This window comes from Holdemania sp. Marseille-P2844 (assembly GCF_900120005.1).
Classification (GTDB): Bacteria; Bacillota_I; Bacilli_A; order Erysipelotrichales; family Erysipelotrichaceae; genus Holdemania.
In genome coordinates this window covers 205996-231485 of the sequence record NZ_LT635452.1, presented here as the reverse complement: position 1 = coordinate 231485, position 25490 = coordinate 205996, and the positions used below count along the sequence as shown (strand labels likewise).

23 protein-coding genes are annotated in these 25490 nt (G+C 49.1%); 7 read left to right on the top strand and 16 right to left on the bottom strand.

Annotated elements, in window-relative coordinates; all coding sequences use genetic code 11:
- Window position 1: 1 nt before the first annotated feature.
- The gene (locus BQ7364_RS10960; protein ID WP_072684758.1) at window positions 2-760 is read right to left on the bottom strand and encodes an alpha/beta fold hydrolase; all 759 of its coding nucleotides are present in this window, start codon (window positions 758-760) and stop codon (window positions 2-4) included.
- A 151-nt stretch (window positions 761-911) separates the two neighbouring features.
- Here BQ7364_RS10960 and BQ7364_RS10955 point away from each other — a divergent pair, with 151 nt between their 5' ends.
- The 5 genes from BQ7364_RS10955 (at window position 912) to BQ7364_RS10940 (ending at window position 3654) form a co-directional block, all read left to right on the top strand.
- Window positions 912-1277, top strand: a complete 366-nt coding sequence (locus BQ7364_RS10955) for a hypothetical protein (RefSeq protein ID WP_020224318.1) — start codon at window positions 912-914, stop codon at window positions 1275-1277.
- Window positions 1278-1291: 14 nt separating this feature from the next.
- On the top strand, window positions 1292-1723 hold the full coding sequence (locus BQ7364_RS10950; RefSeq protein WP_072684757.1) for an NfeD family protein: 432 nt from the start codon (window positions 1292-1294) through the stop codon (window positions 1721-1723).
- Between the two features lie 27 nt (window positions 1724-1750).
- Window positions 1751-2665: an SPFH domain-containing protein gene (locus BQ7364_RS10945; protein WP_072684756.1), complete on the top strand. Its 915-nt coding sequence runs from the start codon at window positions 1751-1753 to the stop codon at window positions 2663-2665.
- Between the two features lie 418 nt (window positions 2666-3083).
- Window positions 3084-3338: a hypothetical protein gene (locus BQ7364_RS18030; RefSeq protein WP_234973180.1), complete on the top strand. Its 255-nt coding sequence runs from the start codon at window positions 3084-3086 to the stop codon at window positions 3336-3338.
- 16 nt (window positions 3339-3354) lie between these two features.
- The gene (locus tag BQ7364_RS10940) at window positions 3355-3654 is read left to right on the top strand and encodes a CPBP family glutamic-type intramembrane protease (RefSeq protein WP_072684755.1); all 300 of its coding nucleotides are present in this window, start codon (window positions 3355-3357) and stop codon (window positions 3652-3654) included.
- A gap of 287 nt (window positions 3655-3941) precedes the next feature.
- Here BQ7364_RS10940 and BQ7364_RS10935 read toward each other — a convergent pair whose 3' ends face one another.
- The 10 genes from BQ7364_RS10935 to BQ7364_RS10890 form a co-directional block, all read right to left on the bottom strand.
- Window positions 3942-5174 (bottom strand): glycerophosphodiester phosphodiesterase, encoded by a 1233-nt coding sequence (locus BQ7364_RS10935; protein ID WP_200798798.1) that lies wholly within the window; start codon window positions 5172-5174, stop codon window positions 3942-3944.
- Entirely contained in the window at window positions 5171-6040 is an 870-nt protein-coding gene (locus BQ7364_RS10930; protein ID WP_072684754.1) for a glycerophosphoryl diester phosphodiesterase membrane domain-containing protein, read from the bottom strand. Before BQ7364_RS10930 ends, BQ7364_RS10935 begins: the two co-directional genes overlap by 4 nt.
- 327 nt (window positions 6041-6367) lie before the next feature.
- Entirely contained in the window at window positions 6368-7525 is a 1158-nt protein-coding gene (locus BQ7364_RS10925; protein ID WP_072684753.1) for a hypothetical protein, read from the bottom strand.
- On the bottom strand, window positions 7506-8927 hold the full coding sequence (locus tag BQ7364_RS10920) for a sensor histidine kinase (protein ID WP_072684752.1): 1422 nt from the start codon (window positions 8925-8927) through the stop codon (window positions 7506-7508). The genes BQ7364_RS10925 and BQ7364_RS10920 overlap by 20 nt, the downstream gene beginning before the upstream one ends.
- Window positions 8928-9587 (bottom strand): response regulator transcription factor, encoded by a 660-nt coding sequence (locus tag BQ7364_RS10915; protein WP_072684751.1) that lies wholly within the window; start codon window positions 9585-9587, stop codon window positions 8928-8930.
- A 99-nt stretch (window positions 9588-9686) separates the two neighbouring features.
- Window positions 9687-10421, bottom strand: coding sequence for a class I SAM-dependent methyltransferase (locus BQ7364_RS10910; RefSeq protein WP_072684750.1), 735 nt, complete (start codon window positions 10419-10421; stop codon window positions 9687-9689).
- A gap of 210 nt (window positions 10422-10631) precedes the next feature.
- Complete coding sequence (gene glmM / locus BQ7364_RS10905) at window positions 10632-11966, bottom strand: phosphoglucosamine mutase (RefSeq protein ID WP_072684749.1); 1335 nt, start codon at window positions 11964-11966, stop codon at window positions 10632-10634.
- Entirely contained in the window at window positions 11966-13387 is a 1422-nt protein-coding gene (locus BQ7364_RS10900; protein WP_072684748.1) for a CdaR family protein, read from the bottom strand. The genes glmM and BQ7364_RS10900 overlap by 1 nt, the downstream gene beginning before the upstream one ends.
- Entirely contained in the window at window positions 13377-14987 is a 1611-nt protein-coding gene (gene cdaA / locus BQ7364_RS10895; protein WP_072684747.1) for a diadenylate cyclase CdaA, read from the bottom strand. Before cdaA ends, BQ7364_RS10900 begins: the two co-directional genes overlap by 11 nt.
- Window positions 14988-15251: 264 nt before the next feature.
- Window positions 15252-15959 carry a hypothetical protein gene (locus BQ7364_RS10890; protein WP_072684746.1) on the bottom strand — a complete coding sequence of 236 codons (708 nt, stop codon included), beginning with the start codon at window positions 15957-15959 and terminating at the stop codon, window positions 15252-15254.
- Between the two features lie 131 nt (window positions 15960-16090).
- Between BQ7364_RS10890 and BQ7364_RS10885 the strand changes: the two genes are divergently transcribed.
- Together BQ7364_RS10885 and BQ7364_RS10880 are read left to right on the top strand one after the other, a co-directional pair.
- Window positions 16091-17263 carry a TraB/GumN family protein gene (locus BQ7364_RS10885; RefSeq protein ID WP_072684745.1) on the top strand — a complete coding sequence of 391 codons (1173 nt, stop codon included), beginning with the start codon at window positions 16091-16093 and terminating at the stop codon, window positions 17261-17263.
- Window positions 17264-17343: 80 nt separating this feature from the next.
- Complete coding sequence (locus BQ7364_RS10880) at window positions 17344-18819, top strand: FAD-dependent oxidoreductase (protein ID WP_072684744.1); 1476 nt, start codon at window positions 17344-17346, stop codon at window positions 18817-18819.
- Between the two features lie 112 nt (window positions 18820-18931).
- Here BQ7364_RS10880 and BQ7364_RS10875 read toward each other — a convergent pair whose 3' ends face one another.
- From BQ7364_RS10875 to BQ7364_RS10855, 5 genes are all read right to left on the bottom strand, one after another.
- The gene (locus BQ7364_RS10875; RefSeq protein WP_072684743.1) at window positions 18932-19843 is read right to left on the bottom strand and encodes a nucleotidyltransferase family protein; all 912 of its coding nucleotides are present in this window, start codon (window positions 19841-19843) and stop codon (window positions 18932-18934) included.
- Window positions 19844-19997: 154 nt separating this feature from the next.
- Window positions 19998-21266, bottom strand: a complete 1269-nt coding sequence (locus tag BQ7364_RS10870; RefSeq protein ID WP_072684742.1) for a DNA polymerase Y family protein — start codon at window positions 21264-21266, stop codon at window positions 19998-20000.
- A gap of 237 nt (window positions 21267-21503) precedes the next feature.
- Window positions 21504-23480: an ABC transporter permease gene (locus tag BQ7364_RS10865; protein WP_072684741.1), complete on the bottom strand. Its 1977-nt coding sequence runs from the start codon at window positions 23478-23480 to the stop codon at window positions 21504-21506.
- A complete protein-coding gene (locus BQ7364_RS10860; protein ID WP_072684740.1) occupies window positions 23471-24343 on the bottom strand; it encodes an ABC transporter ATP-binding protein in 873 nt (290 codons plus the stop codon). The genes BQ7364_RS10865 and BQ7364_RS10860 overlap by 10 nt, the downstream gene beginning before the upstream one ends.
- A gap of 5 nt (window positions 24344-24348) precedes the next feature.
- Window positions 24349-25488, bottom strand: a complete 1140-nt coding sequence (locus tag BQ7364_RS10855; protein WP_072684739.1) for a hypothetical protein — start codon at window positions 25486-25488, stop codon at window positions 24349-24351.
- Window positions 25489-25490: the final 2 nt, after the last annotated feature.

Below are 25490 nucleotides of genomic sequence, written 5' to 3'. Positions count from 1 at the left end.
GTCATTCCTCCCAGTCTTCCTTTAAAAAGACATCCAGACACCGATTAAACCGGGCGCTCTGGTTGAAATACGCGAAATGATCGTCCCCTTCAAAAATTGCCAGTCCGGCATTCTTCATCTTCGCTTCCATCTGTTTCCCCATCCATAAAGGCGCTGCTTCGTCGTTTTCGCCCCAGACCAACAAGACCGGAACCGTAACGTCTTCCAGCATCCCGCTGACATCGTCGTTGACAACTTTAACAAAGGTTTCGCGCATAATGCCGGTTGCGCTGCGGTAATCGTCGGAACCGGATTTACGTTTGAAGTCTTCCAGCATCGCTTCGCTGCCGACCAGCGTGATCGCTTTTTTCGCCGCTTTGTAGCCTGCAATTTTGAGCTTGGCCTGCCAGGTTTGCTTCGGCCGGATTCCCGCCGCGCCGGTCAGCACCATCTTATGCACGGGATTCTTTACCGCGTAGTGAACGGCCACCCGACAGCCGAAGGAATGACCGATCAGAATTGGATCATGGATATCAAAGGTCCGGCAAAACGCTTCGAGAAACTCCCGATATTCCGGGACGCCCCAGGCAACCGGCGGTTCGTCGCTTTTACCGAAACCGGGAAAATCGAAATTAAAAACCCGAAAATGGGCTTTAAGATGATTGTAGATGGGTTCCATCATGATCATCCGCTGCCGCCAGCCGTGCAACAGCACTACATCGCGGCCCTGACCTTCCGTCGCAACTTCAATATTCAGTCCGTTAATTTTAATTTGCGGCATAAAAATCCTCCATTGTTTCTACTTTATTATATGCAATCTTCACAAGCTTGGAAAGTACAAAAATAATATTCAGAATAAGCAAAATAAGATATTGAAGATTTTGAGGATTCAGCGTATAATAAGGGCATGGTATAGAAAGGAGATCGAAGTCATGTTTGAGTGGGTTAAGGGCAACGCCTACACGATGTTAGTGACCTTGTATCCGAACAATTTCACGTTAAACAACGTAGCGGCTGCCTATTTTGAAGATATTCGATGGTGCTGTATCGGACTCGACCGGGAAGAACGGAAAGTTGCAATCCGCCCCGTGACCAAGCGAGAGGTAGATTTAAAGCTCATCCCGCTGGAGCAGCTGCATAAAGTATCCATGGGAAAGGGATATGCCCGCATCAGCAACAAAGCGCTGATTGAGGAAATCGCCCAGCTGACAGGCATCGAATGCAACGGGATTAAAGTTCCCGCGCAGTTTGATGAACGCGAAAAAATGCTGATTATTGATCTGAACAATCCCGTATAAGGAGGTGAGGAAAAATGTATTTCGGTTTATGGATTCTGGTATTCTTGGGGGCGCTGGTCGTTGAACTGGCGACGGCGACCAGCCTTGTCAGTATCTGGTTCTGTGTCGGAGCGTTGTTTGCCTTGGGCGCGCTGGCGTTGAATCTGGCCTTTATCTGGCAGGTCGTCATCTTCTTTGCGGCGTCGTTAGTTTGTCTGGCAGCGATCCGGCCGATGGCTTCCCAGTATTTACGAGGCAATATTGTCGCGACGAACGCCGACCGGGTGATCGGCCGACATGTCCAGCTTCTGAAAGACATTACCGGGGAAGCCTGGGGCGAACTCAAGGTGAACGGTGTGGTCTGGAACGCGATCAGCGTCGACGGGCATCCGATCAATGAGGGATCGTTAGTGGAAATCGTTGCGATCGAGGGCGCAAAACTCCTCGTGAAAAAAATAGAGGACTGAGGTTTCAGTCGAGAAAGGAAATAAATTATGAATGGGTTCTTACAAATATTAGTCTTCCTGGTCATCTTCCTGATTGCCATTGCAGTGATTTGCTACTGCGTCCGAATCGTGCCGCAGGCCAAAGCTTATGTCGTTGAGCGCCTGGGCGCTTACCACAGCACGTGGCATACTGGTCCGCATTTCATGGTACCGTTTATCGACCGCGTCGCCAACAAGGTTTCGTTAAAAGAGATCGTCAAGGATTTTGATCCGCAGCCGGTCATCACCAAGGATAACGTTACGATGCAGATCGATACGGTCGTCTACTTTCAGATTACCGATCCGAAGCTGTATACTTACGGCGTCGAACGGCCGATCAGCGCTTTGGAAAATCTGACGGCGACAACGCTGCGAAACATCATCGGTGAGCTGGAGCTGGATGAGACGCTGACTTCCCGCGATATCATCAATACGAAGATGCGCGCAATTTTGGACGAAGCAACGGATCCATGGGGCGTCAAGGTCGGCCGTGTTGAAGTCAAGAACATCATCCCGCCGCGCGACATCCAGGAATCAATGGAAAAGCAGATGCGGGCGGAACGGGAACGTCGTGAAGCGATCCTGCGTGCCGAAGGTGAAAAGAAATCGGCAATCCTGACCGCGGAAGGCGAAAAGGAATCCATGATTCTGCGCGCTACGGCGAAGAAGGAAGCCATGATCGCGGAAGCGGAAGGCCAGGCTCAGGCAACTGAACGGCTGTACGCTGCACAGGCTAAAGGTATTGAAATGATCAAGAATTCCGATCCAAGCCTGGAATTCTTAACCTTGAAGGGTTATGAAACGCTGCAGAAGATGGCGGACGGCAAGGCGACCAAGCTGATCGTCCCAAGCAACCTGCAGGATATCACCGGCACGCTGGCTTCGCTGGCGGAAGTCGTCAAACCTGTCGAAAATAAAGAATAAGACCACAAGGCGTCCGTTGGGCGCCTTTTTTTAATCTGCCGAAAGAACATCAGCTTCCCGGATTCCCGGCTTTGATCCTGACAGGATTTTCCCACGTTCTCTCCAGCCTGTTCAAGTCTGTTCAGCCTGATTTTATTTTCTCGTTTACGATCGCAATTCAGAGCTTTCTTCGTCCTTCATCCTGCTTCTTCATCCTCCACCCCCTTGGTGAAAAAACGTTAAAAAGAGGATTATCAACGACAAAAAACAGGTCGTCAACATTTCGTCCGGGACTTCTCTGTGCCGGATTCATTGGATTGGGCATTCTTACTGTAATTCTAAACATGATGGTTTTGTGGTTTGTCTTATTTGCGGCTCTGGGCATGGATTTTCTGATCCGTTATTAAAACAACATCCGCCGGTCTGATCTTGTTTTGTGATGGTTTTTGCGGCCATCGCCATGGTTTTCCATCCTTTAATGGGGTTCTTTGTCCTGTCCGGTTATATCGCTTCCACAGCCAGGTTGCAAAAGACGCCGCATCCCCTCATTTTATCTTCTGACCAATGGAAAAAAAGAATTTCAGCGGACGATGGGGTGGATTTCAGGCGCGGGGATCGTTCTGGGACGTTTGAATCTGGGCCTTGTCTGGGTCAGTTAACGATGCTGCCGCTTTTGTCTGATCTTCCTGTTTGATGCGCTGCGGGCCGGCTTGTTTGAGGAGATTTTATTCCGCACCTTCCTTTACGCATTTTACGTCGAAGTCGCTGGAAAGAAAAAATTCAGTCACATCCAGACGTTTTTTTGCCTTTTGATCATGATCCCGCCGCAGGTTCTGATTCATTTCCCCGGCATGGCTGAAATCGGCAGTCTGCTCGTCATGACCGCTGCCTTCGGTCTACCGTTTGCCTTGCTGCAATGGATTGTCGATCTGACTTCCGCAGTCGGCGCGCATACTCTGGCTGACCTGATCCGCTTTATCACCTTCGGCGCCTGGTTGGTTTTTGAGTAAGCTGACGCAGACAGTATGCCGCATAAAACCTGATTTTCCCCCTGTCCAATCCCAGAAAATAAAGACAGCTGCTCCCGAGATCCCGGAATGCTCAATTTGATTTGAGTCCGGTTCACTCTCTGATTGCGCTGTCTTTTATGCCTGTTTTCTATTTTTTCAATAAGAATTCAAATAAACGCTCTTTTCCTGCCGTCTCTTGCCTTCACTGCTCTTCAGATGGCCGTCTGGCACGTTAATCAAATGATCCTCGTTCTCCAATCGTGTCTTCCCCTGCGCAGTCCTGCCGCTTATTCCGTTTCCCATTCGTAGATCGGGTATCCCCTGCCCTGGTATTGGTAATATTGCGGATAGCGATCCATGTAAGCGTCCGCTTCCTCCCGTGCCAGATCCGGGTAATTTGTGATCAGGCCGCTGACGCCCATATCGAGATAATTGCTCATCTTATTGTAATCGTCTACCGTCCAGACATAGATCGGCATCCAGGCGCGGCCGGCCTGTTCCAGAAAGCTGACGGAAATCTGACTTTCCTCAACCGCCAGAAAGTCGATATTCCAATTCCAGATTCGATAATCCATCTCTCCGGCTGTTCCATACACGCAATACCCAATCCACCACTGCGGCCGCTGGCGCTGTAAGCTTTGTACGGCTTCATAATCCAGCGACATGAAGATGGAACGTGCCGCAAAATTCTCGCTTTCCACCACTTCAATTACTTTTTCAACCAGTTTCGTCTGATTGCCGTTAACCGGTTTCAGTTCGATCAGCAGACCGGTTTCCCCTTCCCAGGTCTTCATCGTCTGAATCATCTGCCTCAGTGTTGGAATTTTTCCTTTGATATACTGACCTTCTGAATGAAGCGTCAGCGACTGCAGCTGCTCCGCCGTCAGCTCTTCTACTTTTTTATTTACACCGCTCAACCGCGTCAAAGTGGGATCGTGATAAACGACAGGGATGCCGTCGGCACTGAGCTGAACGTCAATTTCAGCATAATCGGCATGCGCGATCGCTGCCTGCCGCACAGCTTCAATCGTATTTTCAATCGCATAAGCTGATCCGCGATGTCCGATCGCCCACGGCTGATGTTCACGCGACAGCGGCCGCAGATAGAGATCGGCACTGTACATGACCATCAAGAGCAGCAGAACCCGCACCATCCAGGGATGACGCTGATAGACCCGCCGCCGGCTCAGCCAACTATGGACTCTGACATAAACCCAATTCAGTTTCCCTGCCGACTGCGGGCGCAGCTTCGTCGCCAGCGCTCCCAAAAGATACAGCGCGCTGACAACCAGAATGATCGGCAGCAGGAATGTTATAAAATCAGGGAAGATTTCGAAGAGACCAAAGCAGAAAACAAGAATCAGCGGCAGCCCGCCGATCCACGGATGCCGGCGCAGCCAACGTGGCAGACCGGCATGGGACTTCACTTTCCGTATGCCTGCCGCAGTGACCCCGCGCACCCGAGATACCGCCTCATTCAGTTTTTCCACATTCTCGCTTTCCGGCTCTTCTTCGATCATCTCCACGCCAAGCCTGCGCACATGCGGACTAAAGAATAGAAAAAACTTAAGCTCATCAAAAAGAACGCCAGCTGAATCAGGACCGATTGCAGCAGATAATGACGGAATGTCGGCGATAAAATCAGATTTTTTAAAAAGTACCGGTTAAAATCAGAGTTGATCAGCAACGCTTTCGGCAGGAAATCAACGACAAGGTACTCTGCCAGAAACCACAGACCGCACCCCACTGCCAGGTGTCCCCGTTCTCTGATCGTCAGATGTTTCCACAATCTGATGTTCTCCTGCACAGCCTGACTCAGCTTTAAGCGGCGATAGATCATCAAGATCGGGACAAACAGGAAGAAAATCCCGAGGCCGTACAGACAGAACCAGAAAGCGCCGATCAACAGGCGGCCGGAAGCTGTCATTCGCAATTCACCAATCACAAATTCCGGCACCCGCAGCCGCGGAATCAGCGCGTTGACATACACCAGGTGCACGGCTGGCAAAAATAAAGCGTAATACAGTGTGCACAACGGTAATTGAAAGCTGCGGATTCCTTTCAATGAAAACAGCGACTGACGGCAGGCTTCGCGGATCGACAGTTCTTCATTCCGCTGGCCTTTATCGATTAAATGCAGGATCACGCTGAATTCAAAAACAATCAGCCCGGTACCCACAAGCATGTAAAATAAAGCTAATAAAATCCCCGGCAAGGATAAAAAACGCAAGATAATATCTGAATTAAACGTCATTCCCGACCGCGCCCGGCTTAAATATAACCGCAGCAGCTGACTGAGCAGCGGGTTGACGAACAAATATAAACAAACCCGATACAAAAGTTCAAATTGCACGAGTTTTCCCAACCATTTTCCCTTCTTACGCATGGTCATATTCTCCTTTAAACCGTTTTATTATACCACGAAATTTCCCACCCCTTTCCTGTTTACCTGAAATTTGCAATCGGCAGCTTCCTTGATGCGACAGGACAAAGTTAATATAGAAGTGGGGCATCAAGTTTCGATTGGATCGAAATAAAAACAAAAACGCCAGTTTGTTTAAAAACTGACGTTCTCGGCTTAATTGAGCACTGTGATCAAATCGGAAATCATATCGCTCACCCTGAAGCCCCTCACTCCTGGATGACTGTTTTCTGAATCCTGATTTTTGCGGTGCGCTCCCAATGTCATACCCGGATCCAAGTTTTGAATTGATTAATTTTCTGAAAGCTGACGGATTACGTCCAAAAACGCGCGGCGGGTATCTGCGCTCAGCGTATCCTGCAGTGATTCATAGGTCATGCCGTCAAACGATGGACCCGCGACATAGTGACTGTACCCCTGGGAATAACAGATCAGGGCGCTGCGGCCAGGAAGGGTCGCGGTATTGTACTCGCTGAACAGCTCAAATTCACTGAAGATCAACCGGAACGGGCCGATTTTCAACGCTGTGAATGTCGTCTGATGCCGCAGTTTCTCCGGATGAGCCAGGTTCTCCTTACTCCGTTCAATGCCATACTGCAGCGTAATCCGCTCCCGCTCGCTGTAATAATCCGGAATCACCAGATCTGCCGGATCTTTCAGCTCATGCTTCAGCTCAACGACACGCTCGGCATAATCCAGTTCCACCGGGTATTTCTCAGCGGGCCGGGCTAACAGCCGCTCAAACTCTTCCGCCATAACCGCGCCGAATTGTTCCATCTGGGCCGGGGTCTGTTCCTTCCGGGTAAAGCGGGTGCTGACGTCGCCGGCCGCAGATTGTAAGAAGGAGAAGAACTCGCCCGGATACTTCGCGTCCAGCTGACGCATCGCATAACCGGGATATTCCGAGGTGAAAAACGGCGTGTCCCCATTTAATGAAGTAGGATGGCAGTTATAGATCAGCAAGGAAGCAATCCGTCTGTCCCCTTCATAGAAACACAGCGCATGCGCAAAAATCTGATCAGTTGTCCAGTGACTGATCCGGCTCTGGCCGACTTCGGTAAACGGCTCCCTCACATAGCTGCATGTCAGCTCCGCTTCCCGCAGCGTCAAGGGAATCAAGGCTTCGCACAACTGATCGCGGACCTGATTGCGATAGCTTTCCACGCGCATATCCGGTGCAAAATGGGTGTGCGTTCCGCTGATGATCACATGGGTCGGTAATCCCCAGGCTTGTTCGAGACGTTCGCGAACCTCATTGACTAACGCAATCGGCGCCTGCAGCGAGTCCAATGCGGCATGCACATAGCGGCAGCCGTTTTGTTCCAGCACAAGGACGCGCGCAAACAATGGATCGCGCACGGTATCCAAAGGTGCGACCTGCTGCGCAAAGCCCGCCGCCCGGATCGGCTCGCGGGGATTGATGTTGAGTTTAACTGTTTGAATTTTCATTCTTTTCCTCCCGGATTTTCTCCTTTTTTCCCTTGAATTTCCCTTCCAGCTTCCGCGGCTTTTCACGTTTCAGTCCGCCTGGTCGGGAGATTCTAAAGATAACGCCATTGTTGAGATTCTCTGCCTCTGCCCGATATCCGTAGGTCGTGCAGACGCGGTAGACGATCGACAAGCCAAGGCCGAATTTGCCATCCGTTCCTTTTTCATACGGTTTAAACAGCTTGTTCAGCCGTTCCTCGCTCATTAACGGTCCGTCGTTAGCGACTGTCAGTTCTTTTTCATTTAAGGTAATGACAATCTCATGGGTAGCATAACGAATAGAGTTATCCAGCAGATTCTCGACGACAACCCGCCACGGATCCTCCTCGCCATGGAAATAAATCTTTTCCAGATGGGTTGTGATCGCCAGCTCCGGCCGGATGACTTTTAAAGACAAAATCGCTTTGTTGATCACCGAACTCATGTCCAGCGTATCCCCGGCCATGCCATCGTCAGTCAGGTAACCCAGCTTGTTCAGCATGATCAGGCTGTAAACCTTTTTTTCCAGACGGTCAGCGTGCTCGATGATAACGTCGACGCTCTTTTCCAGCGTCTCATACGGATAAATTCCGTCTTTGATGCTTTCGCCGTACGACTTGATCGTCGCGATCGGCGTTTTCAGATCATGCGATATATTCTGGATCATTTCTTCCTTGATTTTCTCCTGTTTATCCAGCTCATCCTTCATCGCAACTAACGCCTGGGCCACCTGGCCGATCTCATCACGGCGCTCGATATGCAGCTCGGCGTCTTCGCCGCGGCTGACCTTTTCGATATAATTGCGGATCTGATTCAGCGGATGGATCAAGGAACTGATCCACAACATCAGGCAGACAAACAACAGCGACACAACGAGCACGTTGAGATTGATCACGCTGTTGAGCAGCATGTTTTTAAAATCGCTGCGGTAGCTGTCGCTCATCAGTGAGATTAAAATTGTATGAGAATCCAGTCTCGCCAATGAATAGAAATACGTCTTGCGGTCCTGCACATAGGCGCGGTCCGCCACCTCCTGAGCTAAACCGTCAGCTTCTTCCAGCAGATGAGAGGTCAGCTGCGGATCCAACGTCATTGTCCCAATTTTGGAAAATTGGCGGGTTTCCTTATCATAAAATAAATGGATGATGCTGGGATCGGTATTTTCAGCGATTTCTTCGATGTCCATATCCATCGAATAGTTGAAGGCGATATTGTTCTGGGCGCGGTGCAGCATGCTGTACATCTGTTTTTCAACAAATTCATTCACGCTCTCCGACAGATAGACGAAGAAGAATACGGTGAAGACGGTAACGACCAGAAAGATCAGCGTCAGCAGCTGCTGAGACAGCGACAGCTCCTTGAGCCAAATGCGCAGGCGCTTCATTTATCCGAGCCGGTAGCCGAAGCCGTAGATCGTATGGATACTCAGATTCGGCATCTTCTTGCGCAGCCGCCGCAGCGTGTCGTCCACAACCCGATCGGAACCGAAATAGTTCACATCCCACACCTGTTCAAGAATCTGTTCCCGCAAAAAGGCGGTGCCTTTGTTTTTTACAAACAGCATCAACAGGTCGAATTCCTTGGTCGTCAAATCCAGCTCCCGGCCCTTCTCAAATACCAGCCGCTGCGCTTCGTCAATTTCATACCCATCAATCACAATCCGGTTGGCATCTTCCTTATACGTCCGCTTCATGATGTTGTTAATGCGCAGCACAAGTTCCTTCGGCGAGAATGGCTTGGTGATGTAATCGTCGCTGCCTTTTTCCAGACCGATAATCCGGTCAAATTCTTTATCGCGCGCCGACATGAATACGACCGGCACCTCCGGAGACTGCATCCGGATTTCTTCAATCAGATCAAAACCGCTTTTATCATCGAGCATAATATCCAGGATCCAGCAATGTACGTCGTCGTCCGAGGTATGGGCGGAAGCTTCCTCGTAAGTCAAATAAGATCGGACTTCATAGCCTTCCTTTTCCAGATACCGCTTGACCAGTTCATTGAGATCTTTTTCATCTTCTACAATCGCTATTACTTTCTTCACTGCGTCTCACCCCACGTTTCCATTGTATCAAATTTAAGCTGGGAAATCCATGAAACTCCGAACAGGAATCAGGATTAAAAAAGAAAACGAAGGCGGCGGTTACCGTTTCTTCGCTTTGAAAATAATCATCATCGGACGATGCAATTCTTCCTCCATCTTCGGAACTTCACGGATCAGCGCTGCTGTCGGCTGAGGCTCCCGAATATCCTCCAGTTCAAAGTCATTCACGAGCAGCGCCTGCACGATCGTCGTCAGCGAATGATGGTATTTCACAACCGCTGCACCTAAAAAGATCGAATCCCGGCGGCCATCCAGAAAGTAGCGGGTTACCGGCCACACTGGATTGCCGGCAGAAGTCTGATCCAGCCACTGCTGGCTGCCTTCCGCGGTAAAGACCGGATGCTCCATCGAAAAGATGAATTCCCCACCCCGCCGCAGCGTCTGGGCGACTTTTTGGAACAAAGCTGTCAGATTCTCAATGTAATGCAGCGTCAGCGAGCTGATGACGACGTCAAACATTTCCGCAGGATAAGCATAATCCTCCAGTGCACATTGTTGATATTCGATCCCCTCCAGCTGATTCACTTTTCGCGCCTGATTCAGCATTTTTTCCGACAGATCAATACCCAGCACGGAAGACGCGCCGTTTTCCATCGCGTACCGGCAATGCCAGCCATAACCGCAGCCCAGATCCAATACCTGCTTCAAAGTGAAATCCGGCAGCATCGCCTGCAGCACCGGCCATTCCCCGGCGCCCGCCAGTCCTTTTTCCGAACGGCTCATACGGCTGTATTTTTCAAAAAAATCCGGATCATCATAACGATTCTCTTTCATAGGAATACCTTCTTTCTTTTATTAACAAGTCGGACTTCTCCCGCTGTCTTATCTTTCTTTATTGTATCGTTTCCAGCTTCGGAAAGCTATATTTTTCTGAAGCCCGCAGCCATGGCATCATCAAATCAAAGAGAGCGCTGGAAGCTTGAAAAAAGGGAAGGCCGCTGAATCCACCTTCCCTTTCATTTCCCGGCTTTGCCGTAATTTCTCTTACAGTCCCGATTTTTCAATCAAATCAACGACGCGGTAGACATAATGATGACACAGCTCATCGCTTTCCGCTTCGACCATGACCCGTACCAACGGTTCCGTGCCTGAAGGACGAACGAGAATACGGCCGTTGCCGTGCAGTTCCTCATTGATCGCCGCAACTTCGTTTACGATCGGTTCCGCCTGCATTGCCGCCTCTTTGTCCTTCACCGGCACATTGACCAGAAGCTGCGGATAAATCTTCAGTCCTTCCTCCAGCTCCCGGATATTCTTGCCGGTTTTGTGCATCACTTCCAACAGCTTCAGCGCCGTCAGCAGGCCGTCGCCGGTTGTCGCATGTTCTTTGAAAATGATATGACCCGACTGTTCACCGCCAAGCATGTAATCGTTTTTCACCATGCAATCATAAACGTATTTATCGCCGACCTGCGTCGATTCCGTCGCAATGCCCAGCTGATCCATCGCCTTGAAGAAACCCAGGTTCGCCATGACTGTGCTGACAACCGTATTCCCGCGCAGATGTCCGTTTTCTTTCAGATATTTCCCGCAGATATACAGAACGTAATCTCCATTGATCAGGTTGCCTTGCGGATCCACAGCGATCAAACGATCTGCATCGCCGTCAAACGCCAGTCCCAGATCGAAGATCCCGCTTTTCATCAGTTCCTGCAGCGACTCCGGATGCGTGGAACCACATTGGGTATTGATGTTAACGCCATTGGGCTCGCTGTGAATCACCGTGCAGTGCGCGCCCATCCGCCGCAGCAGCTTCTCCGCGGTCGTCGTCGCCGAACCGTTGGCCAGATCCAGCGCCAGATGGAACTGTTCAAGCCGGAAATCAAACAATGATTCCAGCCAGTCCAGATAATGCTCCAAACCTTCGTCATAGCGGATGACCTGGCCGATCTTCTCGCCGCTGACAAGCGGGATTTCCGTCAGATTGTCGATATAGTCTTCTACCAGAGCTTCAATTTCAGCGGACAGCTTAATTCCGGCCTGGGAGAACACCTTGATTCCATTGTCATAGTACGGATTGTGGCTGGCGGAAATCATCACGCCGCAGCTGAACTGTTCGCGCTTGACCAGATACGCCACGCTTGGCGTCGGGCAGTAGCCTAACAAATACACATCGGCGCCGCTGGCCGAGGCACCGGCTGCGATCGCGTTTTCAAACATACCGGAAGACAGGCGCGTGTCCTTGCCTACCAGAATCCGGCCTTTTCCCTGCCTGGAAAAGTAGTAGCCCAAATACCGTCCGACCTGGAAGGCCCGCTGTACGTCCAGCGTTTCATTGGCCTTGCCGCGGATGCCGTCAGTTCCAAAATAACGTCCCATTAATTTGTTCCTCCATCGCTGTCATTGTCATCAGCTGCCGCGGAATTGCCTGGATCCGTGACGTTGACGGTTAAGGATGCCTGCTGCAGCGTGTACTTCACATAAGTCCCTGCATCCTGATTTACCTGCAAGGTGACTTCCTGCTCGCCCGGCTGCAGGTCCTTCATATCAAAGTATACATAAATGTCGCCGGCGGTGATTTTATCCACATTCGCCTGCGTTCCATAGACCGTAACGCTGACCGCGATCTGATCATCTTTAGTCTGCACGTTGTAGCGGTTTGTATTGTTGATGGCATTGATCGCGACGTTGTCGATCGTCTTGGATACGGCGTCGCCCAGCTTGATATCCATGTTCACACGAGCCGGATTGATCTGGCGGACGCCGGTCGGCAAGGTGATCGTCTGATACATCTTGGTATCGGAGGTCAGCTTGGTCGCGTCCAGCTGAACGGAAACCTTGTCCAGCTTGTCCAATACGGACTGCTGCGCATAGATCTTGACGGATGAATGATCGAAGATAATTTCTTCAATCGCTTTGCCCTGCGGCATTTCGCCCTGCAATTCCACGGCGACCGGCACATCCTTGCTTGGCGATGTCACTTTGACGTTGACCTTCACCGTGCTTGGGATGATATCCGCTTTGACCGGAGTTCCGGTTTGATCATAAGCAACCAGCACCGCGTCCTGTTCAAAGTCGGCGGTCTTGCCGGAAACGTCGATCAGCGCCTTGACAAACGCGATGCTGTCAAGCGTATCGGAAGCGGCCCGGACGTTCACCTTTGTCGCTTCAAACTGAGGTTCACCCAGAATATAGATGTTATCAAGCTTATCGGTATTGATAAAGTCATAGCTCAAATCAAATTGCGTCGTGACTTTCTTTTTGATCGTCACCATCGCGGTCGACGGTTCCAGCTTGACGTTGACCCGCTCGGAGAAATCCTTCGGCTGCAGCTTCACCTGATAAGTGCCTTCGGTCAGACCGGAAAGATCGGCGACCACGCTGTAGCTTTTCTGCGTGCGGACCAGCTGGACGTCGGACATCTCACCCATGACGTAAGCGGCGACCTCCCCCGGCAAACCGGAAATTTCAAACATATCGGAATTGTAGTTGATCGTGACCGGCACGGAAGGCAATTCAAATACACTCTGGATGTTGTTGGACAAACTGGTGTTCGTAAAATTGACCGTCAGATACAACAGTACGGCCAGCGCCAGCGAAACAATTTTCCCATACCGCGGATTAAACAGGATCCGGTCGATCCAGGAGCTTAACCAGCGCACGCCTTTAAACAGTCCGTCTTCGATCGTCGCGTAGGTCTTGACTACTTTCTTGCTTTGACGGGCAATCTTATTCGCCAGCTCCAGCTTGGATTCAGAATCCTTCATCTGCGGATTCTGTCTTGGATCGTTATTCTTCATGCTTGTCACTTCCTTCCTGATCGGCGGAGTTCACCGCTTCTTCCAGAGAGTGTTCGTTCACTTCCTCGGAAGCGCTGAATTCCAGCTTGACATCATCAATCGGGGAATGATTTTGATTTTCGGCAGTGATGTCGGCGGTGGTTGTGGTATTCACCTTAACCTCCGGATTTTCTTTCCCGGCGTTTTCCATTTCTGCAATTTCTCTGGCCGCGGCTTCTTTATCTTCGGATGCTTTCTCCTCAGCCTTCTTCCGGGTGCGCTTCGCCTTGTTCTCCACAGATTCTTCCGCGTCCTTTGGCTTTTTGGCCCGCGGCTTTTTCTTAGCTCTGGCTTCATCCTCGCTCTGTGCGGTTTTAATCTCAAGCACTTCGGTCACCGCCGCCTGAACCGGTTCTTCCGAGGCAGCCTCAGTTTTGATCTCAGCATCAGCCTGTGCTTTCTTCTCGGCTTCCTGAGCCGCGATCTGCTGCTCAAGAATTTCCGGGTCCTCAAACATGGACGAAGACGGGGCTTTCTTCTTTTTCTTTTTCGGCAGCTTGATGTTTTCTTCTTCTTTTTCAAGTTCGCTCAGCCGGTCTGCCGGAACTTCCGCGTCTTTCTTCTTATTAAAGATCCCGGAGAACAGATTGCCCTTATGCTCGGCATTCTTTTTCTCCGCTTCGCCGCTTTCCCCGCCGTCCTGCTTCTTGACGGCGATCTTGTTCAGCAAGCCTTTTTCTGACTTTTTCGTTTCAATTTCTTTCTCAACGACTAACTGCGGTTCGTCGATCACGAAATAGGATTTCCGGGTCTGCGTCTTTGGTGTTTTTTCCCGCACAACGGTTTCCTCGTTGCAGACAACGCGCAGCAGATAATCGCGCAGTTCCTTCTTGGATACCGTCGTGATCTGTCCGCCCTCGGCAATCGAAATGTTGCCGGTTTCTTCAGAAACGACGATCGTTACGGAATCGGTGATTTCACTGATCCCGATCGCCGCGCGGTGCCGCGCGCCGTAACGCGATGGCAGCTCCTGATTGGTCGGCGGGAAGTATGCGCTGGCGCATGCCAGGCGGTCGCCCTGGATGATGACCGCGCCGTCATGCAGCGGCGTGGATGTCACAAAAATCGAGGTCAGCAGTTCGGCGGTGACCATCGAATTCATCGGCGTTCCGGTTTTGACATAATCGTTTAAGGAATGGGACTGTTCCAATGAAATCAGCGCTCCGGTCTGATCCTTGGACAAAATCATGACGGCTTTGACCAGCTCGTCGACCAGATGCTCCTTCTCGTTTCCTGAAAGGGTGGAAATACGTGAAAAAACATTGGATTTTCCCAGCTTTTCCAACAGCGACCGAATTTCCGGCTGGAAAATAATAATGACGGCGATGAAGCCCCACGACACAAACATGTCGGCAATCCAGCCGACCGTGTTCAGGCCGAAGACGTTGGCGACCGCTTTGATCACAAGAATCAGGACAATTCCCTTAAATATCTGAATCGTCCGGGAGTTATTCCGAACGATTTTTATTGTGTAATAGAGTAGCAGCCACATGATCAGGATGTCGAAAAACATCCGCGTGTAGTTCAGGATCGACTGAATGGTAGTGTAATAATTAACCATTGGTGAATCCTCCTTTCATTGAATTATTATAGCACAGTTCTAAAAGCCTTGAAAACTGAAATTGCCTGAAACCCTTCGGGCATGTTTCATCCGTTTTCAGGCGATCCGGCAAAAAGGACGGCCGTTGCCGATCGGCGTTTTTTCAACCGTCGCCGGTTGCCGGGCAGCCATTGAATTTGAAGATAGAAATCTTTCTGATTAAAAGGAAAACAGGAATTGCAAATTCACAAAAAGAAAACACAGATCCGTCGAGGGTCTGTGTCATCATGGCTGTTTTCCCTGCAATATAAGAGTCTGCGGCACCGTGCCCTCAAAACGAAGGGCCTGATCTTCCAATTCGAGGACGCTGATCTGCAATCCGTCCATTTTATCGAGAATCGTTTTTAAGTTCTTATTGACCGCGGTATTCGTAGATTTCACCAGTGTGGAAGGCAGATCCACCCCGGCCAGACTGATCCGCTGCAGCTCTACGGCGACTACGTCATCCTGACCACTCAGCCTGGCTTCCACCGCAATGCGGCAGCCCTTCGCCAGCGTCAAGAGCGCGCTGTACTCTTTCAGCTTGGGAAACAGCTTCACGAGCGCTTCGGGATCGTTAACCGTCATTTCAATCGTTACTTCATCGCCGTTTTCAAGCGTGATCTGCGGATCGGAAAGCATATCGCCGACCGCAGTTTTCAATAATTCCCCCAGCTGTTGTTCCGACAGGTTCAGCTGCAGCAGCTGCGTCCCTTTGGCAGTAAACTGACCTTTGGCAATCTGCGTCAGCTGGCTGATCAGCTGCTCGGTGTCGGGCAGCGCTTGGGATAGTTCCGGCAGCAGCGGAGCGGCAGGCGCGGCGCTGGATTGAGGCTGGAGGGAAGAAACCGGACGGCGGCTCCAATAGGATCCTAACGCCAACGAACCGGTAACGACGATCATCACCCAGCAAAATGCTAAAAGGATGTCGAATATCCGTGATTGGGGTTTCATAAAAGCGGCTCCTTTCTATCCAGAAGTATGCTCGGCGATCCACTTTTTATCCTGAAACCGCAGTTTGAATTTCAAAAGATGGAAAATCCAAACAGGTTGCGGTACAATAGACGGGAAATGAGGTTGGCTTGATGGAAAAACAATGGACTACTCTACAAACCGGAGGAAAAGAAATCACCTTGATCGGCACGGCGCACGTTTCCAAAATCAGCGCCCAGCAGGTCAAGGAGGCGCTTGAGGAAATTCATCCCGACAGCATTTGCGTGGAACTGGACGAGGATCGCTATCAGTCGCTGATGCATCCCGGGCAATGGGAACAAACTGATATCGTACAGGTCATCAAGCAGAAAAAAACAGGTTTTCTGCTCGCTAATATTATTCTAAGCTCGTACCAGAAGAAAATTGCCAAAAAAATGGACATCAGCGCCGGCGCGGAAATGATGCAGGGCATCCAGAGCGCCAAGGAACTGAATGCTGAGCTGGTGCTGGCAGATCGACGGATCCAAACGACGTTCTCCCGCATCTGGCGCAAGCACAGCTTCTGGCAGAAATGCAAGCTGCTTACCAGCATTCTCTTTTCGCTGTTTGACGACGAAGACATCACGGAAGCGGATCTGGAACAGCTCAAGCAAAGTGATATGCTGGAAAGCGCGTTAAAGGAAGTCGGCGACAGCTTCCCGGTCGTCGCCGATGTCCTGATTCACGAACGTGATCAATATCTCGCCACAAAAATTGCCAAGGCCAAAGGGCCGAAGGTTGTCGCCGTGCTGGGGGCGGCGCATGTTCCGGGCGTCAGCGCTTTGATTGAAAGCGGCAAGCTGGCCGATCTGAACGAATTGGATTCCTTGCCCCCCAAATCGATCTGGGGCAAAGTGATCGGCTGGGGCATTCCGATCGCGATCATCGCGCTGGTCTGCGCCACCTTTCTAAGCTCGCACAGCGCCGGCTGGGAACAAATCCAAAGCTGGATCTTATGGAATGGCACGTTATCCGCCCTCGGCACGCTGCTGGCAGGCGGTCATCCGCTGTCGATCCTCACGGCGTTTGTGGCGGCGCCGATCACCTCGCTCAATCCGCTGCTGGCCGCCGGCTGGTTCGCCGGTCTGGTCGAAGCCTCGGTACGCAAGCCGAAGGTCAAAGATTTTGAAAATCTGACTGAAGACGTCAATTCCGTTAAAGGCATGTGGAAAAACCGCGTGACCCGAATCCTGCTGGTCGTCATTCTCGCCAACGTCTTCAGCTCGCTGGGCACCTTCATCGGCGGCACCGACATCATCAAAACTTTCCTGAAAACCGTGTTCTGAGAAGAACCGGTTTTTTTGTTTGAAGTTCAGTCCGCCTGTCCATACTAAGGAACGAATAGAACAAGACGAGGTGAGCGGAGATGCAGAAATCATATTGGCAGAAACAACGTCCGCTGTGGGAGTGTCCGCAGCTCAATGAGGATCAGGAAACCGACATCGCGATTGTCGGAGGCGGGTTAACCGGATTGTTATGCGCCTGGATGCTCAAAGACAGCGGCCGGCGCGTCACCGTGATTGAAAAACGGCGGTTTCTGGAAAATAACTCCGCCCGCAACACCGGTAAGGTCAGCGCGCTGCACGGTGCGTTTTATCACACGCTGCCCGCGGACATCGCGCAGTCCGTATACCAGCTCAATCGCACGGCCGTCGATCACTACGAACAGCTGATCCGCACAGCGGACATCGCGTGTCACTGGCAACGGACTAGCGCGGTCTTAGCGGCGCAGAGCGAAGAAGGCGCGGCGATTCTGAACCAGGAAAAAGCTGCCCTGTCAGCTCTCGGAGCCCAGCTGAGCGATCCGCCAAGCTTTCCCCTGCCGCTGACCTGGGCCGATCAGCTGGCCATGGCAGATCAGGCGCTGCTCGATCCCTGGTTGTTCCAGGCTGGTTTATTGGAAGCGTTAAAAGACAAAGTGACGCTCTACGAAGAATCGCCGGTCGTTGAGATTCAGGATCATTGCCTGATCAGCGACGGCAGCTACCGCCTGCGGTTCAAGGATTTAATTCTCACCACGCAGTTCCCGGCCTTTGACCGGCTGCAGCTGTATGCCGCACGGTTTCACTACCAGCGCGAAGCGGCGGCAGCCTTTCGCTGCGATCCGGCCCTCGACGGTCTGATGCTCAACACCGTCGACCCCGGTCAGGCGCTTTCACTGCGGTTTGCGCGCAAAGAGGATCAGCCGACCTTGATTCTGGCGGGTCCGGCCATCGGCATCCATCATTATCCCAAGGATCCGTACGCGCCGCTGTTACAAACCGCAAAAACGCTGGGCGTGCATCAGCCGCTGGCCTGCTGGAGTGCGCAGGATCTGATTCCCCGCCGCCACCTGCCGTTTATCGGGCAGATTCAGGATCATTACTGGATCGCATCCGGATATTCCAAATGGGGTTATACCTGGGCAATGATCGCCGCGGAAATGATCAGCGCGCAGGTGCAGGATCCGGCCTTCGTCATTCCGGCGTATCTGCGGGCCCGGCGCAAGGGTGATTTATTCAGTTTGTATACGTTGGGCAACGCCGCGACCTTGACGGAAGCGTTCTTCAAGGATCGCTTTACCGTCACCCCGGAAAACCAGCCGCGCCGCACCGGAACCGTCGTGCGTCTGCATGGACGCCGTTACGGCGTCGTCATTCCTGAGGAGGGTCTGGAATTTCTGGTCGATCTGACCTGTCCGCACATGGGCTGTCCGCTGCACTACAACCCCGCCGATCAAACCTGGGACTGCCCATGCCACGGTTCGCGCTTCACGCTGGACGGACGCAGTCTTTATTCCCCGTCCAACGTTTCCCTGCAGCATTATCCAGGCGTCAACAGTCTGCATCCCAATTTGAAATAAAGACTTGAAATTCCTGCTTGCTTGATTGGCTTTCTGATTTTACAGACTAAAAAAGGACAGACGCTGATAACTTTTCAGCACTGTCCTTCCTTTATTTTATAGTAACTGTGGATTATTTCCACAAATCGAATGGATACAGTCCCTGATCCTTATATTCTTTCAGGCACTGGACGACATACGGTTTATCCTCTTTATAGGTAACGCCGAACCAGCGGTCGTTGGAGGTCAGCACCTTAACTGTGCAGGCCTTTTGTTCCAGCAGCGTTCCGATTGCCGTCGGAATGACGTGTTCGCACTTCATCGGATTTTCAACGATACCCTTACGGATGAATTCCTCAAAAATCGGCTCGCACTGTTCAAAGATTTTCGGCGTAAAGCCCCAGAAATTCATCGAAACGACAGAACCCTTCGCAATCGGTTCCCAGGTCTTGCCATCGTCGTTGGTCAGCTTCGCGCGGTCGCCGTCCTTCGCGATCTTCGGGCATTCCACAATCTTCTGCAAGAAGCCGTTTTCATCCCGTTCGCAGATCGCCCGGGAAACGGTGCCGTGGTCTGTCAGCGTGTTTTCCAGCACATAGCCGACCATGCCGTATTCGCCGTCTTTGACTTCGTTGGATAAGAAGTTGTAGATGACGCGGAAGGCGTCCTTGCCATAATAATCGTCGGCGTTGATGATCGCAAACGGAGCGTCCAGGTTGCGGCAGGCCAGCAGCGCATGGGTTGTTCCCCATGGTTTTTCACGGCCTTCCGGCACCGTGATTCCCTCCGGCACGTCGTTGAGATCCTGATAAGCGAACTCGACTTCCATATGTCTGGATACTTTATCGGTCAGATTCTTACGGAAGGCTTCCTCATGTTCCTTGCGGATGATCAGCACGACCTTGTCAAATCCGGCTTCATGCGCGTCGTAAATCGAGAAGTCAATGATCGGTTCGCCATTGCTGCCGAGAGCGTCTATCTGCTTCAGCCCGCCGTAGCGGCTGCCCATACCGGCTGCCAGAATGACTAAAACTGGTTTTTTCATCTTATTTCTAATCTCCTTTTCCATTCTTTTTTATTAAATTCATTATATCATGGTTTTTCAGGTTTAGGACAGCGAGTTGTCCGCGGCTTGAAATCCCTTTCTTCCCCTCGGTCTGAACTTGCTTTTGCGGATTCACGGCCCGATTTAATTTTTACTATCGGCCGCCGGCCTGAATCGGTTCCTTGAGGAAACCGATCGGATGGATTGTCTGGTCTTGCTTGGGGTTAAAGCTGGTCAGCGGCTTGTCGAGCAGCAGGCTGCAGCGCTGGATCTTTTCAAAGCCAAACCGGCGGCGGATCCCGTCGACTGTCTTTTCCAGCTGCAATAACGACTGGCGTCGCTGCTCGTCGACGAACAAATCCAGCTGTTCCCCGGTCTGATCCAGGCACAAATCAAATACGCTGATCCCGATGCTGCGCAACGGCAGCGCGTTCTGCCAGGCCTGGCGTAAAAGAATTTCCGCGTCCTCCAGAATTTCTTCCGCCAGCTGGGTCGGACGGGCACGCTTGCGCTGCAGGCTCCAGCGGAATAAATGAATATCCCGCAGACTCAAAGCGATACCCTTGCCTTTCAAGCCCTGATCACGCAGCCGGGAAGCGACGGACTCCGCCAGCACCCGCAGCACCAGCTGCGCTTCTCCATGCGTATGCAGATCATGGACCGCCGTGACGCTGTTGCCCACGGATTTGACCGGAATCGCCTCGCTGGCCAGCGCGACTTCACTGATATCCTCGCCCAACGCGAACCAGTGCAGCATCTCCCCAACCTTGCCGAAATAGCGGCGCATGAACTGCCGGTCGCGGCTGGCCAGATCGCCGATCGTCGTAATCCCCCAGGCTTCCAGCTTCTTCTGTGTCGCCGCTCCGACATAAAACAGCTCACGCACTGATAGCGGATAGATTTTCTCCTGGAAATTGGCCCGGGTAATTGTCACAAACCCGCTGGGCTTAACGAAATCCGAAGCCATTTTAGCGAAGATCTTGTTGAACGACAGACCAATTGAAATCGTTAATCCCAGTTCCGCATAGACCCGCTGCTGGATTGTTCGGGCAATCTGCGAAGCAGGGCCGAACAGCCGCTGCGACTGCGTCAGATCCAGCCAGGCTTCATCCAGTCCGTATTCCTCAACCCGGTCGGTATATTCCCGATAAATCGCCTTGACCTGATCTGTTATCCGCTGATAACGGCGGTAATCCGGGGGCAGGATCAGCAGCTGAGGACATTTGATCCGGGCCTCGTCTAAGGTTTCCCCGGTCTGAATCTTGTATTTCTTGGCATGCAGATTCTTGGCAAGGATGATCCCATGCCGTTCTTCCTGACTGCCGCCGACCGCCATCGGCCGTTGCTTCAGCTCGGGATTCAGCATCTCCTCGATCTGCGCGTAACAATGGTTAATATCACTGTGAACGATCGCCCGTTCCATTCTCATCACCTCTGCCTTGAATTTTACAAGAATAAAATTCAAGTTATGTTCTTGACATTGTTCAAGGCAAGTGATATATCCGTCTTTCCAGTTTCTGGCGATTCTGAAACAAAAGAAAATCCCGGTGAAATGGCAGTCATTTCCGGGACTTAACACAATGATCTACTCTGACTGAAGATCAGACACTTTCAGGCGTAACTATAAAAATAGGCAAACCGCGGATCTGTTTTCAAAGACTCAGCAAACTCCAAGAATCATTAAGAAAATCACCGATAAACCAATATTTGTCCATAGTGCTGAATTCCGATTTCGTTGACCCGACGTCAGTCGAAACAGAACTTCATCGAAAATGATGACATATCCCAAGCCCAGAACAAACAGAATGAAAAGCAGGCCTAATATTGAAAATGGCAGGGAAACTCCCAAGGCAAGGACATTCGCTGCAGAGTAAGAAAGAATATTGGCTTCATAATAGTTTAATTTTACAATAACCGTAGAGAGAAACAAAAAACTATAGACACCCCCGCTGACGAAATATACGATTTTCCGTTTTTGAACATCGACTTTATGCTTTCTTTGTTCATAAATTCGGATTAAATGATTCATCTGCAGCGCATTATCTCTTCCAACAGCAGCCGCGATCCAGAAGCTGATCGCTAAAAACAGAAATCCAGCTTTAAGCAATATTTCTTCTTTAGCTTTAAAAATCTGAATTACAGGAGTTTCGTATACATATTCAGTTTTCCCTAACGATTGAAGCTGCTCCATTTGCTGCTCTGCTCTTTGGAATCCCTCCATACTTTCCAGATTCAACGTTAAAGTAAACACTTCTCTTTCCAATGTTCTCTGATCCATTTTTTTGTCTGCGTACTGCTCATATAATTTCGATATTTGACTTTGAATACCGGCATAATACTGATTTTGATTGGCAACCCACTTCGTCTGTCTTTCGTCCAATGTTCCCTGCAGTTGAAATGAAAACTGTTGATAATAATACTCATCTTTTCCGATATACGGTGAATATTGCCAGCAATAAAATGATTGTAAAATGATCAGTGCGATAAAGACAAAAAGATTTTCTCCATTCATCCAGAATTTACGGAATTCATAATTCAATAAGGAACGCGGGTGAAAATCATGTTTCAAATTTAATTTCCAATTTCTTTTTATCTCTGGTTTTGGATGCTTCGTTGCATAGCGAAAGAAAATACCGCTGCTGACCACGCCTAATAAACATGTTAAAATTATCAAATAACAGATTTCTATCGGATAGTTTCCTATCGGCACACTCATAAAAGCAGATAAATATTGATTGAACTGCAGTAAAGCAGCAAGATTCACATATTTCAATAAAATTAAAAATGATTCGTTCACAATCTTGTTATAAAGTCCGATCTCTGCGCCAAACAGCAGAATTATGCAAAGATAAAATGCAGGCCCTTGATTTAACCGAACGGCAATAGCACTGATAAAAAGCAGAAAAAATAAAGTAATAAAAGCTTTCATGCTTAAATAGACCGCTAAAAAAGAACCTGCACTCATAGCGTAGGGAACATAGAGAAAACCCATGACAGTCTGGATCGGCAAACTTAAATCGCACTTCCACCCTAATAACGAAAGGCTGATTCCCCATTTCAGCAGTTCTAAAAATATAAACATGCCGCTTCCCATAAGAAAAAGGCTTATAAATTTATGTACTGCAGCTTTCGTTTTATATCGTGGGATTGGCATTAACAAAGGTTCAAGATGGTCTTCTTTTTCTTTTATCAATAACGAATAAACACTGAAAATTATAAAAATAAGCACCATCGCCAAACTCACGGGTTCCTGTAAAATGAAGCTCAACGAAAATGCTGGCTGTAATTGAAATTGACGATGGCTTAATTTTCTATAATATTCCGCTTTGCGTTCACTGCTTAAAAAAGCATAAGACCCCGGGTCACTAAATAAAGTGGATTGGCGAAGGCGGTCATCCTCGCTTAAAACCTGCTCAACAAACTGTGGATAAGCCTTTGCTTCTTCGATTTGATTTTCATAAAATTGCCGGCTCACTTCGTCAGATGAGCAGGCCAAGCTAACCCATGAAACACCATTTTCTTTTTGAAACAATAGAAATGTCGTCGCTGCACAATGGAAAAGAATAATGAAAATAACGACTTTACGAAATGGCGAATGTCTCAGACATTTCTTAATTTCATATCTTACTAAATCCATAACTGTTCATCCTCAAAATCGTTAAGATACAAATCCTCCAGGGATGGCGATATTGATTTATAGTCTTTCCAAATTTCTTTTGTTATCACTCTGACAGTATAGCCTTCATTTTTTTTCTGAATCCGAGTTACGCAGCATTCCCGCTTAAGTTTTTCACAGGTTTCTTCATCACAGGTAATTTCATAAACATGATTAGGAAACAACTCCGTCAATTCGTTCATTGTTCCTCGTTGGATGATTTTCCCTTGCTTCAGAAAAATAAATTCGTTTGCGATCAATTCCACGTCGCTGATGACATGCGTAGCGTAAATAATAATTTTTGCCTTGGATAATTGGGCGAGGATTTTCCTTACTTGTACACGCTGCATCGGATCCAATCCTGCCGTAGGTTCATCAAGAATGATCACTTCAGGATCTTTTAAAAGAGTTGCCGCCAATAACAGGCGCTGTTTCATTCCACCTGAATATTCTTTAATTCGTTGATTTCGCTCCGGCCATAGAAAGACTTGTTTCAGCCCACGTTCAATTTCATTTGAAATCTGATCCCGCGGTATTTCCTTCAACGCCGCAAAATATCCCATAAAATCATAACCTGTAAAATCTTCGTACAAAGGCTGATTCTGCGGCATATAACCTAAACCATGGTTGAATTGAGCTCGACATTCTTTAAGTGGTTTCCCATTCCAAAGAATTTCTCCAGACGTTTTTTCTATATTTCCAACTAAGATATTCATTAAGGTCGATTTCCCTGCCCCATTGGGACCAAGAAGTCCATAAACCCCTTCTTTCAGCGTTAGATTGATATGATCCAGCGCTGATTTTTCATGATAGCGTTTTGTCAGTTCTTTGATTTCCAGAATCATAAATTTCACCAATCCAATCCTGTGACTGGTTTTGCCTTCTCAAATTCTTGTTTAAAATACGCTTCTTTCTCAAGATAATACCAAAGAGAATCTACTGCTTCGCCATACTTCCGTTTCGTGCCTATAAAGTATTGATCATTGCTTTCTGTAACAAAAAATTGCTGACCTTCTTTATTGAAATCCGGATAATTTTCTCCGCTTTCGATGTCAATATATCCATAAGTCACTTTCTCCGGTCTTTGTGTCATATCAACCGTTAAATTAGAATAAAAGGCTTTCCCGTGATCATAGAAGCGGAAATCGATCGGATCCGGGTTATTTAAAACAATACGATGTGTTTGTTGCTGATAATTCAATTCAACAAGCGAATAATCCTGATCTAAATAATATAAACATTTTTTTTCATGATCAATATTCTTCATCAACGTGATCCGAATTTTCTCAGCTTCATCCAAAATGAGCGTTTCCTTCGTTTCCAGATTATAACAATTTAAAAATTCCTTCGGATTTTCGTTTTGTTCCTGATCCTCCGATGTTTTAAAAAATATGAATTGATGATCTGCCGCTACGAGCTTCCGGCATTCCGCCGTCTGTTGCAGGGTCGGTTCGTATAATAAATGTAACGAGTCATCCTTCAAATCAAAATAAGCTAACTGACTTTCTTCCACTAAACTTCCGTTTTTCTGGAACTGACTGCCGATGATTTCCATATAAATTTTATGATCATGATAAATAAACGAATAACTATCCGGCATTATTTCATTATATTTTTTATTTTTATATCGGTACAATTCTTTTACATTTTTCCCATCGGGATCCATTCGCATAAAAGCTAAGTAATTTTCATTATGATATGTATAATAAATGAAATTATCATAATAAGCGATGCCACTGATATACGCAGGATACATGTGCGGATCATTTTTCATATTTTTTTCCGGAATACGAATAACCTTGCCTGTCGTAAAATCAAAGTAAGCCATTCCTGTTTCTTCATCGCCAAATTGAAATATTCCTACATTATTAATATTTCGATAAGTGACTAAATAATAGTCTTCTTCTGACATTGTTGGAACAGCCTTTTGACTTGAAGCACAACCTGTTAACAGCGTAAAAATCAAGACTGCCAGGATTCCCTTTTTCATGA